Below are 14,071 nucleotides of genomic sequence, written 5' to 3'. Positions count from 1 at the left end.
ACGCTGAAAGGCCAGCAAGGCGATACTCAAGACAGTGCCGAGGTGGTCAACCATGCTCAGTCTATCGCCGCCCGCTCAGCCGACACCGTCGTGGCAGCTAGCGATACTCAGCCGAGATCGGCAGCTGAGGGCTGGCCACCATCAGATCAGGAAATTCCATCAGTTGCGCGTGCAATTGACGCTGCTCGTCGTAACTCTCGATGGCGCGGCGAAAGTACATACGGCGCTCGTCCTGCTGCTTGCGGCGCGCACGGGCATCGAGGTTGACGTAGGCTTCACGGCGCTGAGACATGCTGTTCTCCCGAGAGAAGTACTGGGAGGGTCAGCATCGAAGATATGGGTGACGCTATGACGTCAGGCTGATGACGCTGCGATGACGATCAATGTGGCGTCATCGCGGCGAAGGCGCTCACTCTTCGTGAGGCTTCACCGACTTGGGCGACAGGCGCAAGCTGCGCAGGCTGCGCTTGACGCTCTTGAGGTGGTTTACCAGGCTCGGCCCGCGCGCCATGGCGACGCCCATCGCCAGCACGTCGATCACCACCAGATGGGCGATACGCGAAGTCAGTGGCGTATAGATTTCGGTGTCTTCCTGGACATCGATGGCCAGGTTGATGGTCGCCAACTCCGCCAGCGGTGTCTGGCTCGGGCACAGCGTGATCAGCGTAGCGCCGGATTCGCGCACCACATTGGCGGTGATCAGCAGGTCTTTCGAGCGGCCCGACTGGGAAATGCAGATCGCCACATCGGTAGGTTTCAGCGTGACCGCCGACATCGCCTGCATATGTGGATCGGAATAGGCCGCCGCGCTGAGCAGCAGGCGGAAGAATTTGTGCTGGGCATCGGTCGCCACCGCACCGGATGCACCGAAGCCGTAGAACTCTACCCGCTCGGCCTTGGCCATGGCGGCGACGGCGCGCTCCAGAGCATCGGAGTCCAGCCGCTCGCGCACTTCCATCAAGGTATGCAGGGTAGTGTCGAAGATTTTCAGCGCGAAATCGGTGATCGAATCATTTTCGCTGATGGCGAACTGGCCGAAGCTGGCCCCAGCGGCGAGACTCTGCGCCAGTTTCAGTTTGAGGTCCTGAAACCCCAGGCAGCCGATGGCTCGGCAGAAACGCACGATGGTCGGCTCGCTGACGCCAACCGCGTGAGCCAGGTCCGCCATGGAGCTGTGCATCACGGCGGCTGGATCGAGGAGCACATGGTCGGCCACCTTCAGCTCCGACTTGCGTAGCGAACTTCTCGATTGAGCGATGTGTTGCAGCAGGTTCACGTTCCGGACTCGCTATGATCAGTACCCGGCAACCATCGGTCGAGCGCAGCGCTGCGCTCGTATCAGTCCTGCCGGGCTGGGGGTAGTGGGCTTGTAGTTATACTACAAGCCTCGCAGTATCGCTCACCTATCCGGTCTGTTCACCTTCTAGGAGTGACGCTGTGTCCATTTCCTGCGACATGCTGGTATTTGGCGGTACCGGCGATCTGGCGCTACATAAACTCATCCCTGCGCTATATCACCTGCATCGCGAAGGCCGACTGCACGATGATGTACGCATCCTCGCGCTCGCCCGCCGGGGCATCGATCGCAACGCGTATCTGGCGTTGGCCGAGCGCCACTGCCGTGCCGAAGTCGCGCGCACCGACTTCGAGGCTACCGTCTGGCAGGCGTTCAGCCAGCGTCTCGATTATTTCGCCATGGATGCCTCCCAGCGCGGAGAATTCGTCCGGCTCGCGCATCACCTCGGCCAGGCTGAGGGACGAGTGCGAGTGCATTATCTGGCGACCGCTCCCGATCTCTTCGAACCTATCGCCTCCAACCTCGAAAGTGCTGGGCTTGCCGGGGAGAACGCACGCATCGTGCTGGAGAAGCCCATCGGTCACTCGCTCGATTCGGCACTGGCGATCAACGCCGCGATCGGCCAGATGTTTCCTGAGTCGCGGATCTACCGGATCGATCATTATCTGGGCAAGGAAACCGTGCAGAACCTCATGGCCCTGCGCTTCGCCAATGCGCTGTTCGAGCCGATCTGGCGCAGTGGCCACATCGATCATGTGCAAATCACCGTGGCCGAAACCCTCGGCGTGGAAAACCGCGGCAGCTACTACGACCACGCCGGCGCCATGCGCGACATGCTGCAGAATCACCTGCTGCAATTGCTCTGTCTGGTGGCGATGGAGGCACCGGTGCGCTTTGATGCCAAATCGGTGCGCGGCGAGAAGGTCAAGGTGCTCGAGGCGCTCAAGCCAATCACCGGCAACGATGTGCAGGAAAAGACCGTGCGCGGCCAATACGGTGCCGGGCAAATTGGTGGCCATGACGTGCAGGCCTATTACTTCGAGAACAGCGTCGACAACGACAGCGACACCGAAACCTTCGTGGCGGTGAAGGCGGAAATCGACAATTGGCGCTGGGCCGGCGTGCCCTTCTATCTGCGCACCGGCAAGCGCATGGCGAAGAAACGCTCGGAAATCATCATCACCTTCAAGCCAGTACCGCACATGCTGTTCACCAAGGGCGAGGTCAACCGCCTGGTGATCAGCTTGCAGCCGGAAGAGAGCATCAGCCTGCAATTGATGGCCAAGGCACCCGGCAAGGGCATGCAACTGGAGCCGGTGGAGCTGGACCTGAACCTGGCCCACGCGTTCAGCCGCACACGTCGCTGGGAGGCTTACGAACGTCTGCTGTTGGACGTGATCGAAGGCGATTCGACGCTGTTCATGCGCCGCGACGAAGTGGAAGCCGCCTGGAACTGGGTCGATCCGATCCTGCGCGGCTGGCATAACCATTACCGCAAGCCACGCCCGTACCCTGCCGGCACAGACGGCCCCGATCAGGCGCACCAACTGATCGAGCGCCAGGCCCGCCAGTGGTGGCGCTGAGCTTGCCGAACAGCGCTTCTGCACAATTGCCGAGGCACTTCGATAATGCGGGACAGAACGACTCGCTGCATGCCAATGAAACTAATGCAGCAGTCGCCAGGCAACTACCAGCAAAACTTCTCTGGAACGCCAAATACAACTCGCCACAAAAAATTCACCAAGTGCGATGAAGTCGCCAATCTGTACGAACCCTATCACCCAAAACAAATCCTAGATATTGCCGTGAAATCGGCCTACTGCAGCGGCGCCATTCGCCGTCAATGTACGGCCATGTATCGTTAGTTCATCACCACGCTGACGCCCTGCCTTTTTACACTGCCGCCGGCATCTCTGAATCGCGCCACAGCCCTTGATTCTGCTGGGCTTATGCCGGATCAGATACAAACGCTAACGACACGCCGATATGGCGAACCGCGCCGCCTGAATATCACACTATTTACCAGCCGAGCTCATCGCCAATATATGGCCAGATATCCAGGCGATATCGGCGAGCCAACGGGCAGTTCAACTTGCTGGATAAACGGCCAACTTCGGCGATATCAGCGGCGAATCCACCACCTTAATCCGGGAATGCGGGTTGAGAATTAACTTTCGATGTGTTTATTCTAGAAAAGGATTTCAATCAACAACCCCAAAGGATTTGTTTTGAGTGTTCCTACCGTAACGCTCCGTCGCCCAACCGACGGCGACGGTTCTTCCCTCCATGAACTGGTAGCGCGCTGCCAGCCACTGGATACCAATTCGGTGTACTGCAACCTTCTGCAGTGTTCCGACTTCGCCGATACCTCCATCGCTGCCGTCAACGCAGACGGCCAACTGGTAGGTTTCATTTCCGGTTACCGCCCGCCTTCACGTCCAGACGCCTTGTTCGTTTGGCAGGTCGCGGTAGACGCTTCGATGCGCGGCCAGGGTTTGGCCCTGCGCATGCTGATGGCTCTGATCACCCGGGTCGCCAGAGAACAAGGCGTCTGTTTCCTCGAAACGACCATCTCGCCCGATAACGGCGCATCGCAGGCGTTGTTCAAGAAGGCCTTTGCCCAGCTCAAGGTCGACTACAGCACCCGCACGCTCTTCTCCCGCGCCGAACATTTCGCCGGCAAGCATGAAGACGAAGTGCTCTACCGAGCCGGCCCGTTCGACGCTCCGAATCCAGAAGAAGAACTTGAGGAAAACGCATGAAAACTTTTGAACTGCACGAATCTGGCGTTCGCAGCTACTGCCGCTCCTTCCCCGTTGTATTCAAACAAGCCCGCGGTGCCGAGCTGATCACCCGCGAAGGCAAGCATTACATCGACTTCCTCGCCGGTGCCGGCACGCTCAACTACGGCCACAACCACCCGGTGCTCAAGCAGGCGCTGCTCGATTACATCGGTGACGACGGCATCACCCATGGCCTGGACATGTATTCCGATGCCAAGGAGAACTTCCTGTCGACCTTCGCCCGGCTGATTCTCAAGCCGCGCAACATGGACTACGTCATGCAGTTCACCGGTCCGACCGGCACCAACGCGGTGGAAGCCGCGCTGAAGCTGGCGCGCAAGGTGACGGGCCGCAACAACATCATCAGCTTCACCAATGGCTTCCACGGCTGCAGCATCGGCGCCCTGGCGGCGACTGGTAACAAGCATCACCGCGGTGCCGCCGGCGTCCCGCTGACCGACGTCAGCCGCATGCCCTACGCCAACTACTTCGGCGACAAGGTCAACACCATCGGCATGATGGACAAGCTGCTGACCGACCCGTCCAGCGGCATCGACAAGCCCGCCGCTGTCATCGTCGAAGTGGTCCAGGGCGAAGGCGGCCTGAACGCCGCGTCCGCCGAGTGGGTTCGCAAGCTGGAAAAACTCTGCCGCAAGCATGAGATGCTGCTGATCGTCGACGATATCCAGGCCGGTTGTGGCCGCACCGGCAGCTTCTTCAGCTTCGAAGAAATGGGCATCAAGCCGGACATGATCACGCTGTCCAAATCGCTGTCGGGCTTCGGTCTGCCATTCGCCATGGTGCTGCTGCGCAAGGAGCTGGACCAATGGCAACCCGGCGAGCACAACGGCACCTTCCGCGGCAACAACCACGCCTTCGTCACCGCTGCCGCCGCCATCGAGCACTTCTGGAGCAACGACGAGTTCGCCAACAGCGTAAGAGCCAAAGGCAAGCGCATCGCCGATGGCATGAACAAGATCGTTCGCCGCTACGGCCCGGATTCGCTGTTCGTAAAAGGGCGCGGAATGATGATCGGCATCAGCTGCCCGGATGGCGACACCGCCGCCGCGGTCTGCCGCCATGCCTTCGAAAACGGCCTGGTGATCGAAACCAGCGGTGCCCACAGCGAAGTGGTCAAGTGCCTCTGCCCGCTGATCATCAGCGACGAGCAGATCGACAAGGCCATGGGCATTCTGGACAAAGCCTTTGCCGCCGTGATGTCCGAACAGGCCGCCAACCAAGCTTCTTGAGGAATTGAAAAATGATCGTACGTACCCTGGCTGACTGCGAGCAGTCCAACCGCAAGATCACCACCGAGACCTGGGACAGCACCCGCCTGCTGCTCAAGGACGACAAGATGGGCTTCTCGTTCCACATCACCACCATCTTTGCCAACACCGAAACGCACATTCACTACCAGAACCATCTGGAGTCGGTGTATTGCATCAGCGGCAACGGCGAGGTCGAGACTGTTGCCGACGGCAAGATCTACAAGATCGAGCCCGGCACGCTGTACATCCTCGACAAGCACGACGAGCACCTGCTGCGCGGCGGCAGCGAGGACATGAAGATGGCCTGTGTCTTCAATCCACCGCTCAACGGCAAAGAAGTACATGACGAAAGCGGTGTGTATCCGCTTGAGGCCGAAACGGTCGCTTGAATCCGAGTGAGGGCCCCCTCCACAAACGCAGCAGATGTACACCGATCTGTGGGAGGCGCGCCCCCGCGGCGAATGCAGGCGATAGCCTGCCAACAGAGCCAAAGCTTCGCGCCGAGGTCGGCCCTCCCACAAGTCAAAAGCCCGCACCGCACCGCTTTGGTGGGGGCGCCCTTGCGGCGAATCGTCGTCACGGGTTAGCCAGAAGCGCAGAGAACATTGTCAGAACAACCAAAAGGAGAATGCGAAGTGAACCCCGTGCAAGCCGACCTGTACCCTTCGCGCCAGCACGACGAACCCAGCTGGCAGGAGCGTCTGGATCCGGTTGTCTACAACAGTGACCTGACCAACGCCCCGATCGCACCGGAACTGATCGAACGGTTCGAGCGCGACGGTTATCTGGTCATCCCCAATCTCTTCAGCGCCGAGGAAGTTGCGAAATTTCGCGAAGAACTCGACCGCATGCGCCAGGATCCGGCCGTCGCCGAGTCCGGCAAGACCATCAAAGAACCCGATAGCGGCGCGATCCGCTCGGTGTTCGCCATCCACAAGGACAACGAGCTCTTCGCCCGCATCGCTGCGGACGAAAGGACCGCAGGCATCGCCCGCTTCATTCTTGGCGGCGACATCTATGTGCATCAGTCGCGGATGAACTTCAAGCCCGGCTTTACCGGCAAAGAGTTCTACTGGCACTCGGATTTCGAGACCTGGCACGTCGAAGACGGCCTGCCGCGCATGCGCACCCTGAGCTGCTCGATCCTGCTCACCGACAACGAGCCGCACAACGGTCCACTGATGCTGGTCCCCGGCTCGCACCAGCACTACATCCGCTGCTTGGGTGCGACGCCAGAGAATCACTACGAAAAATCCCTGCGCAAGCAGGTGTTGGGTGTTCCGGATCACAACAGCCTCACCGAGCTGGCCAACCGTTACGGAATCGACACGGCCACCGGCCCAGCCGGCAGTGTGGTGTTCTTCGACTGCAACACCATTCACGGTTCAAACAGCAACATCACACCCAGCGCGCGCAGCAATCTGTTCTATGTCTACAACCATGTAGATAATGCCGCGCAGGCGCCGTTCTGTGGGCTTTCGCCCCGCCCGGCGTTTGTCGCCGAACGCGAGCGCTTCGAGCCGTTGCACATCCAGAAACAGAAGTATCTCTGACATTCAGGCGGTTAAAAACGTCAGCGAGGCAGCCAAGACAAGGCAGGAATCGCTGAGAAAGCGGAGTTTACGAGCTGTAAATGAGCATTTCGAAGCGATTCCTAACGCAGTATTGGCGCGGCCGGCTAGGCAACGCAGGTAGTTTTTAACGGCTGGATCTCATCAGGCCCGACATTGGGCCTGATCTTTGTTGGCGGCCAGATGGCGGCCCAGGGATGAAAATTCACCCCCAAGACGGGAAGTTGAATCGATGCATACCGTAGAAAAGATCGGCGGCACATCCATGAGCCGCTTCGAAGAATTGCTGAACAACATTTTCCTTGGCCAACGCGAAGGCGACGCGCTTTATCAGCGTGTCTTCGTGGTCTCGGCCTACAGCGGCATGACCAATCTGCTGCTGGAGCACAAAAAGACCGGCGAACCGGGCGTCTATCAGCGCTTCGCCGACGCCCGCAACGAGGGTGCCTGGCTGGAAGCGCTGGAAACCGTCCGCGAGCGCATGGTCAGCAGGAATGCCGAGCTGTTCGCCAGCGACTTCGAGCTGCGCGCCGCCAACCAGTTCATCAATTCGCGCATCGACGATGCCCGCGAATGCATGAGCAGCCTGCAGCGCCTCTGTGCCTATGGCCACTTCCAGCTCGACGAGCATCTGATGAAGGTTCGCGAAATGCTCGCCTCTCTGGGCGAAGCGCACAGCGCCTTCAATTCGGTGTTGGCGCTCAAGCACCGCGGCGTCAACGCCAAGATGGTCGACCTCACCGGCTGGCACCGCGATGCACCGCTGCCCTTCGAGGAAATGGTCCGCCACAGCTTCGCCGAGGTGGACCTGAGCCGCGAGCTGGTCGTCGCCACCGGCTATACGCACTGCAGCGAAGGCCTGATGAATACCTTCGACCGGGGCTACAGCGAAATCACCTTTGCCCAGATCGCCGCCGCCACCGGCGCCCGCGAGGCAATCATCCACAAGGAATTCCACCTCTCCAGCGCCGACCCGAACCTGGTCGGTGCGGACAAGGTGGTGACCATCGGCCGCACCAACTATGACGTCGCCGACCAGCTGTCGAATCTGGGCATGGAAGCGATCCACCCGCGTGCGGCCAAGACGCTGCGTCGCGCCGGGATCGAGCTGCGCATCAAGAATGCCTTCGAGCCCAACCACGCCGGCACGCTCATCAGCCAGGACTACAAGAGCGAGCGGCCCTGTGTCGAGATCATCGCCGGGCGTAAGGACGTCTTCGGCATCGAGGTGTTCGACCAGGACATGCTCGGCGACGTCGGCTACGACATCGAGATCAGCAAGCTGCTCAAGCAGCTACGCCTCTATGTCGTCAACAAGGACTCCGACGCCAATAGCATCACCTACTACGCCTCGGGCTCGCGCAAGCTGATCAACCGTGCCGCGCGGCTGATCGAGGAAAAGTATCCGGCGGCGGAAGTCACGGTGCACAACGTCGCCATCGTCTCGGCGATCGGTTCCGATCTCAAGGTCAAGGGCATCCTCGCCAAGACCGTCGCGGCACTGGCCGGCGCCGGCATCAGCATCCAGGCCGTGCATCAGTCGATCCGTCAGGTGGAGATGCAGTGCGTGGTCAACGAGGAAGACTACGATGCGGCAGTGGCTGCCCTGCATCGCGCACTGATCGAGCCGGAAAACCATGGCGATGTAATCGCCGCGGCATAATCCTCTACGCGCCACCGCAGCACCCGAACCGCCGGAACCGGCTTGTGCTAGGTCCGGCGTTTTGCCATCTGCCCGGCGTGAGCTGGACGGCACCCTCGGTTGACGGCGCACCCTTCCCTAGCGCAGCAGCTCGACAAACCGTTCGGCCGGCACCGGCTGGCTGATCAGGTAGCCCTGGATCTCATCGCACAGATGTGCCTTGAGGAAATCCATCTGCGCCTGGGTCTCGACGCCTTCGGCCACCACCTTCAGCTCCAGGCTATGGACCATGGCGATGATGGCCCGGACGATGGCCGAGTCTTCACCGACCTGATCCAACTCGGAAATGAACGAGCGGTCGATTTTGACGAAATCCACCGGGAAACGCTTTAGATAGCTGAGCGATGAATAACCGGTACCGAAGTCATCGATCGCCAATTTCACGCCCAGCGCGCGCAACTGCTGGCTGATGCTGATTGCATTGTCGATATCGTCGAGCAGCTGGCTCTCGGTCAATTCCAGCTCGAGCATGTCCGCCGGCAATCCGGTCTCTTCCAGCACCTGACGCACCAGGCTGACGAAGTTACCCTGGCGCAACTGCTTCGCTGACAGATTCACCGATACCCGGATCGCCGCCAGCCCGTCCAATTGCCACTGACGCGCCTGCCAGCAAGCCTGACGCAGAACGAATTCACCTAGCGGGATGATCAGCCCAGTCTCTTCGGCCAGCGGAATGAAGTGACCCGGCGCCAGCAAACCCTGCTGCGGGTGGCGCCAGCGCACCAATGCCTCAGCGGCATCCAGGCGATTTTCCGCCATGTTCAACCGAGGCTGGTAGAACACCTCCAGCTGCCCCTCCTCGAGCGCCCGGCGCAGCTGATTTTCCAACTTGAGGTCTTCCAGGCTGGAGGCCTGCAAGCGCTCGGTGAAGAACTGTAAGGTATTGCCGCCCAGGTGCTTGGCGTGCTGCATCGCCATGTTCGCCTGTAGCAGGAGCGACGTGGCTTCGCGGGCATTGTCGGGCATCAGGCTCACACCGATGGAAGCACTGACCACCAATTCCTGATCACCGATCTGCACCGGTTTGCTGATCCGCGACAGCAGACGGCTGCCGCTATGTGCCAGCGTAGACAAGCTGCCGTAGCCTTCGAGCACCACCACGAACTCATCGCCGGACAGCCGCGCGATAGTATCGGCGTCGGAAAACGTATGCGACAGACGCCGGGAAATCTCGCGCAGCAACTGGTCGGCCGCCTCGTGCCCCAAGCTCTGGTTCAACACCTTGAAGCGGTCGAGGTCGATGTAGAGGACCGCCAGTCCGCGACTGCTGTTGCGCGCCCGTTCGCAGGCGCTATGCAGGCGCGTCTTGAGCAGGCTGCGATTGGCCAGACCGGTGAGCTCGTCGAAATGCGTCAGGTAGCGCAGGCGCTCCTCCACCTGACGCCGAACGCTGAGGTCGGAGACGAACGCCACGACGTGGCTGACGTTGCCCTGGGTATCACGGACTACACGCAGCTGCGCCCATTGCGGATAGACCTCGCCGTTCTTGCGGGTTTCGACCAGCTCGCCCTGCCAGCTCCCGTCGCGGAGCAAACCGTCGCGAATCGACGCGTACAGCTGGCGGCTGTCCTCGGAACTGGCCAACCGCGCCACGCTGTGCCCGATGAGCTCCTCTCGGGTGTAACCGGACAAGGCACAACAGGCGTCGTTGACCGCCAGCAGGTGAAAGTCGGCGTCCAGGATCGCCATACCCTCGCCCGCCGCATCGAATACCGTAGCCGCAAGGCGCTGCTGCTCGGCCTGTCTATGAGTCTCACTGACATCGCGGCGAGTGCCGATCATCCGCAGCGCGCGGCCATTAGCGCCGCGCTGGATGACACGCCCGCGATCCTCGATCCAGACGCAGCGGCCGTCGGTCTGTATCGCTCGATAACGAACCGTATAAAGGTCAGTCTCGCCCTTGAGGTGAGCAATGACGTCTTTGCGAACCCGCCGCAGGTCGTCCGGATGGACTTCGGACCGCTGCTGTTCGATCGGGCGCAGCCGGTCCTTGCGACCGATACCGAAAACCACCTCCATGCGTGAGTGGTGAACCTCGTCATGCTCGAGGTCCCAGTCCCATAGGCCCAGCTCGCTGGCTTCGAGCGCCAGCATCAGCCGCGTCTCGCTTTCGCGCAGCTCCGCGGTGCGCTCGGCCACTCGCTTTTCGAGCCCGTCGAAAGCTTCGCGCAGCTGGGCTTCGGCAAACCGTCGCTGCTCGACTTCACGCGCAAGCTCGCCGTTCAGCTCGGCCGCCTCGCTGCGCATGTTTTTCAGGCGATCAATGAGTTGCAGGTTGTGAAAGCCCTGCTGCAGGCTGGCGGTCAGCAGGCGGTTGGTCTGCCAGGCGATCATGCTTAGCGTCAGCAGGACGATCACCGTCAGCACGCCCCAGCCCTGTTGCTGCGCCTGATCACTGCCCAATTGCACAAACGCGGCCGGTAGCAGGCTGGGTAAGGCAAACGCGAAGAAGGCGCGAAACGAGACACCGCTGGTCACGCTGCCAGCGACGATCACTGAGCCGGTTGCGCCGAAAAGCAGGGTTTGTTGGACGAAATCATCGCTGGGCACCAGCGCGACGATCGCATAGCCGAGTGTGATCGCCGTGATGGCATTGCCCAGCAGAAACGCGCGGAGCCAATGCGGACGCTGTTGATCTTCCGCACCGGCCTTGTCGAATGCACTCGACTGCTGCAGCCGCAACAGCGCCAACAGCAGCGTCCAACCCGACCACAGCACCAATTCCAGCAACGGCGCCTTGTTCCACAGGAGCACCACGAACACCAGGCTGGCGAGAATCATCAACAACAGCGAGACGCGCGAGCCCTGATAGAGCAGCCGTGTGCGTTCGGTCCGTTGATCGATCTCAGCGAGGTCGTAAGCGGCTTGGTCCTCCTTGGCCAATGGCGCCGATTGAGTTGCTTGGGCGAAATTGATCATTAATGAGTTCTTGTTAGAGGGGTGTCTGGAAGGGCTTTTCTGGCGCTGCAGCCACTGAGCAATGATGGCACGGTGCCGGCGACTGGTAACAGCCCGTTCCGACCAACGAACGAGAACGGCCGCGCAACCGCGTTACAAAGCACCACGCCATATCCGTCGGCCCGCTGCGCATCCGTCCAATATGCACAAATCCACCGGCAACCCGTTTGTAACGACGTCACATCAGCGCCTGTCCGTTGTGCAAGCGAGTCACTCGGGTTTGCGGATAGAATAGCGCCCATGCATGACGATCTCTCCCTCCTCCTAAATTCCCTCAACGATGCCCAGCGCCAGGCCGTGGCCGCGCCGCTGGGTCGCCAACTTGTGCTCGCCGGTGCCGGCTCGGGCAAGACCCGCGTGCTGGTGCATCGCATCGCCTGGCTGCACCAGGTCGAGCACGCCTCGCTGCATTCGATTCTGTCGGTGACTTTCACCAACAAAGCCGCCGCCGAGATGCGCCAGCGCATCGAGCAGCTGATGCAGGTCAACCCGCAGGGCATGTGGGTCGGGACCTTCCACGGCCTGGCACATCGCCTGCTTCGTGCACATTGGCAGGAAGCCAAGCTGGCGCAGAACTTCCAGATTCTCGATTCCGACGACCAGCAAAGGCTGGTCAAGCGGGTGATCCGCGAACTGGGTCTCGACGAGCAGCGCTGGCCGGCGCGGCAGGCTCAGTGGTGGATCAACGGGCAGAAGGACGAGGGCCTACGTCCACGGCATATCCAGGCCAGCGGCGACCTGTTCCTGGCCACCATGCTGAGCATCTATGAAGCCTATGAGGCTGCTTGCGCGCGTGCCGGCGTGATCGACTTCTCCGAGCTGCTGCTGCGCGCGCTGGATTTGTGGCGTGACAATCCGGGCCTGCTCGATCACTACCAACGGCGCTTCCGCCACATTCTGGTGGACGAGTTCCAAGACACCAACGCCGTGCAGTACGCCTGGCTGCGATTCCTCGCCAAGGGCGGCGAAAGTCTGATGGTAGTAGGCGACGACGATCAGTCTATCTACGGCTGGCGCGGGGCGCGTGTCGAAAACCTGCACCAGTTCGGCGAAGACTTCCGCGATGCCGAAACCATCCGCCTGGAGCAGAATTACCGCTCCACCGCTTGCATCCTCAAAGCCGCCAACGCCTTGATCGCCAACAACCAAGGTCGCCTCGGCAAGGAGCTCTGGACCGAGGGCTGCGAAGGCGAACCCATCAGCCTCTATGCCGCCTTCAACGAACACGACGAAGCACGCTACGTGGTCGAGAGCATCGAGAGCGCGATTAAGAAGGAAGGCCTGGCGCGCAGCGAGATCGCCATTCTCTACCGCTCCAACGCCCAGTCGCGAGTGCTGGAAGAAGCGCTGCTGCGCGAGCGGATTCCCTATCGCATCTACGGCGGCCAGCGCTTCTTCGAGCGCGCCGAGATCAAGAACGCCATGGCCTACCTGCGCCTGATCCAGACCCGCGACAACGATGCGGCACTGGAGCGGGTGATCAACGTGCCTGCGCGCGGCATCGGCGAGAAAACCGTGGAATGCCTGCGCCAGCTGGCCCGCCAGCAAGAAACATCGATGTGGGCAGCACTGCATCAGGCAGTGGGCACCAAAGTCGTCTCGGGCCGTGCCGCCAGTGCGCTGAATGCCTTCGTCGAGCTGATCGACACCCTGGCGCTGAAAGTCGAGGGTATGCAATTGCACAACATGGCGCAGCTGGTCATCGAGCAATCCGGTCTGCTCGCCTACCACCGCGACGAAAAGGGCGAGAAAGCCCAGGCACGGGTGGAAAACCTCGAGGAACTGGTCTCGGCCGCACGCGCCTTCGACAACTACAGCGAAGATCCGGAAGACGAGCAGACGCCGTTGGCTGCTTTCCTCGATCACGCCTCGCTGGAAGCCGGTGAGCAGCAGGCGGGCGATCACGAAGACAGCGTGCAGTTGATGACGCTGCACAGTGCCAAGGGTCTGGAGTTCCCGCTGGTGTTCCTGGTCGGCATGGAAGAGGGGCTATTTCCCCACAAGATGAGCCTGGAAGAGCCGGGCCGCCTCGAGGAGGAGCGCCGCCTCGCCTACGTCGGCATCACCCGCGCCATGCAGCAACTGACTATCACCTACGCCGAAACCCGTCGGCTCTATGGCAGCGAGACCTACAACAAGATTTCGCGCTTCGTCCGCGAACTGCCGCCAGCGCTGGTCAGCGAGGTGCGTCTGAGCAATACCGTCAGCCGCAGCTTCAATAGCCGCGGCATGAGCGGTGGCTCCCTGTTCGATGGTGCCAGCGTGCCGGAAACTCCGTTCCACCTCGGCCAGCGCGTCCGCCATTCACTGTTCGGTGAAGGCACCATCCTGAATTTCGAGGGCTCGGGTGCTCAGGCGCGCGTGCAGGTGAACTTCGAAGACGAAGGAAGCAAATGGTTGATGCTCAGTTATGCCAAACTCGAAGCGCTATGACGCTCACGTCAACCTGTATCGATTCTAATAAAATTCGCCAAAGGAAATAGCCACTC

11 protein-coding genes are annotated in these 14,071 nt (G+C 60.9%); 8 read left to right on the top strand and 3 right to left on the bottom strand.

Annotation, left to right across the window (positions count from 1 at the left end):
- Window positions 1-97: 97 nt before the first annotated feature.
- Window positions 98-292 (bottom strand): PA3496 family putative envelope integrity protein, encoded by a 195-nt coding sequence (locus AC2LD7_RS01890; RefSeq protein WP_484596162.1) that lies wholly within the window; start codon window positions 290-292, stop codon window positions 98-100.
- A 117-nt stretch (window positions 293-409) separates the two neighbouring features.
- A complete protein-coding gene (hexR, locus tag AC2LD7_RS01885; RefSeq protein ID WP_484596161.1) occupies window positions 410-1,276 on the bottom strand; it encodes a transcriptional regulator HexR in 867 nt (288 codons plus the stop codon).
- A gap of 161 nt (window positions 1,277-1,437) precedes the next feature.
- On the opposite strand from hexR, the gene zwf reads away from it, so the two are divergent.
- The 7 genes from zwf (at window position 1,438) to AC2LD7_RS01850 (ending at window position 8,585) form a co-directional block, all read left to right on the top strand.
- Complete coding sequence (zwf, locus tag AC2LD7_RS01880; RefSeq protein ID WP_484596160.1) at window positions 1,438-2,880, top strand: glucose-6-phosphate dehydrogenase; 1,443 nt, start codon at window positions 1,438-1,440, stop codon at window positions 2,878-2,880.
- A 69-nt stretch (window positions 2,881-2,949) separates the two neighbouring features.
- On the top strand, window positions 2,950-3,162 hold the full coding sequence (locus AC2LD7_RS01875; protein WP_484596159.1) for a hypothetical protein: 213 nt from the start codon (window positions 2,950-2,952) through the stop codon (window positions 3,160-3,162).
- A 363-nt stretch (window positions 3,163-3,525) separates the two neighbouring features.
- A complete protein-coding gene (gene ectA / locus AC2LD7_RS01870; protein ID WP_484596158.1) occupies window positions 3,526-4,059 on the top strand; it encodes a diaminobutyrate acetyltransferase in 534 nt (177 codons plus the stop codon).
- Window positions 4,056-5,330 (top strand): diaminobutyrate--2-oxoglutarate transaminase, encoded by a 1,275-nt coding sequence (ectB, locus tag AC2LD7_RS01865; RefSeq protein ID WP_484596157.1) that lies wholly within the window; start codon window positions 4,056-4,058, stop codon window positions 5,328-5,330. Before ectA ends, ectB begins: the two co-directional genes overlap by 4 nt.
- 11 nt (window positions 5,331-5,341) lie before the next feature.
- Window positions 5,342-5,740: an ectoine synthase gene (locus tag AC2LD7_RS01860; protein WP_484596156.1), complete on the top strand. Its 399-nt coding sequence runs from the start codon at window positions 5,342-5,344 to the stop codon at window positions 5,738-5,740.
- A 255-nt stretch (window positions 5,741-5,995) separates the two neighbouring features.
- Window positions 5,996-6,904: an ectoine hydroxylase gene (thpD, locus tag AC2LD7_RS01855; RefSeq protein ID WP_484596249.1), complete on the top strand. Its 909-nt coding sequence runs from the start codon at window positions 5,996-5,998 to the stop codon at window positions 6,902-6,904.
- A 250-nt stretch (window positions 6,905-7,154) separates the two neighbouring features.
- Window positions 7,155-8,585 (top strand): aspartate kinase, encoded by a 1,431-nt coding sequence (locus tag AC2LD7_RS01850; RefSeq protein WP_484596155.1) that lies wholly within the window; start codon window positions 7,155-7,157, stop codon window positions 8,583-8,585.
- Between the two features lie 117 nt (window positions 8,586-8,702).
- On the opposite strand, the gene AC2LD7_RS01845 is transcribed toward AC2LD7_RS01850, so the two are convergent.
- On the bottom strand, window positions 8,703-11,543 hold the full coding sequence (locus AC2LD7_RS01845) for a putative bifunctional diguanylate cyclase/phosphodiesterase (RefSeq protein WP_484596154.1): 2,841 nt from the start codon (window positions 11,541-11,543) through the stop codon (window positions 8,703-8,705).
- A gap of 279 nt (window positions 11,544-11,822) precedes the next feature.
- On the opposite strand from AC2LD7_RS01845, the gene uvrD reads away from it, so the two are divergent.
- Window positions 11,823-14,015 (top strand): DNA helicase II, encoded by a 2,193-nt coding sequence (gene uvrD, locus AC2LD7_RS01840; RefSeq protein WP_484596153.1) that lies wholly within the window; start codon window positions 11,823-11,825, stop codon window positions 14,013-14,015.
- Window positions 14,016-14,071 lie beyond the last annotated feature (56 nt).

The organism is Stutzerimonas sp. (assembly GCF_982611455.1).
This window is presented reverse-complemented; position numbering and strand designations above follow the sequence as displayed.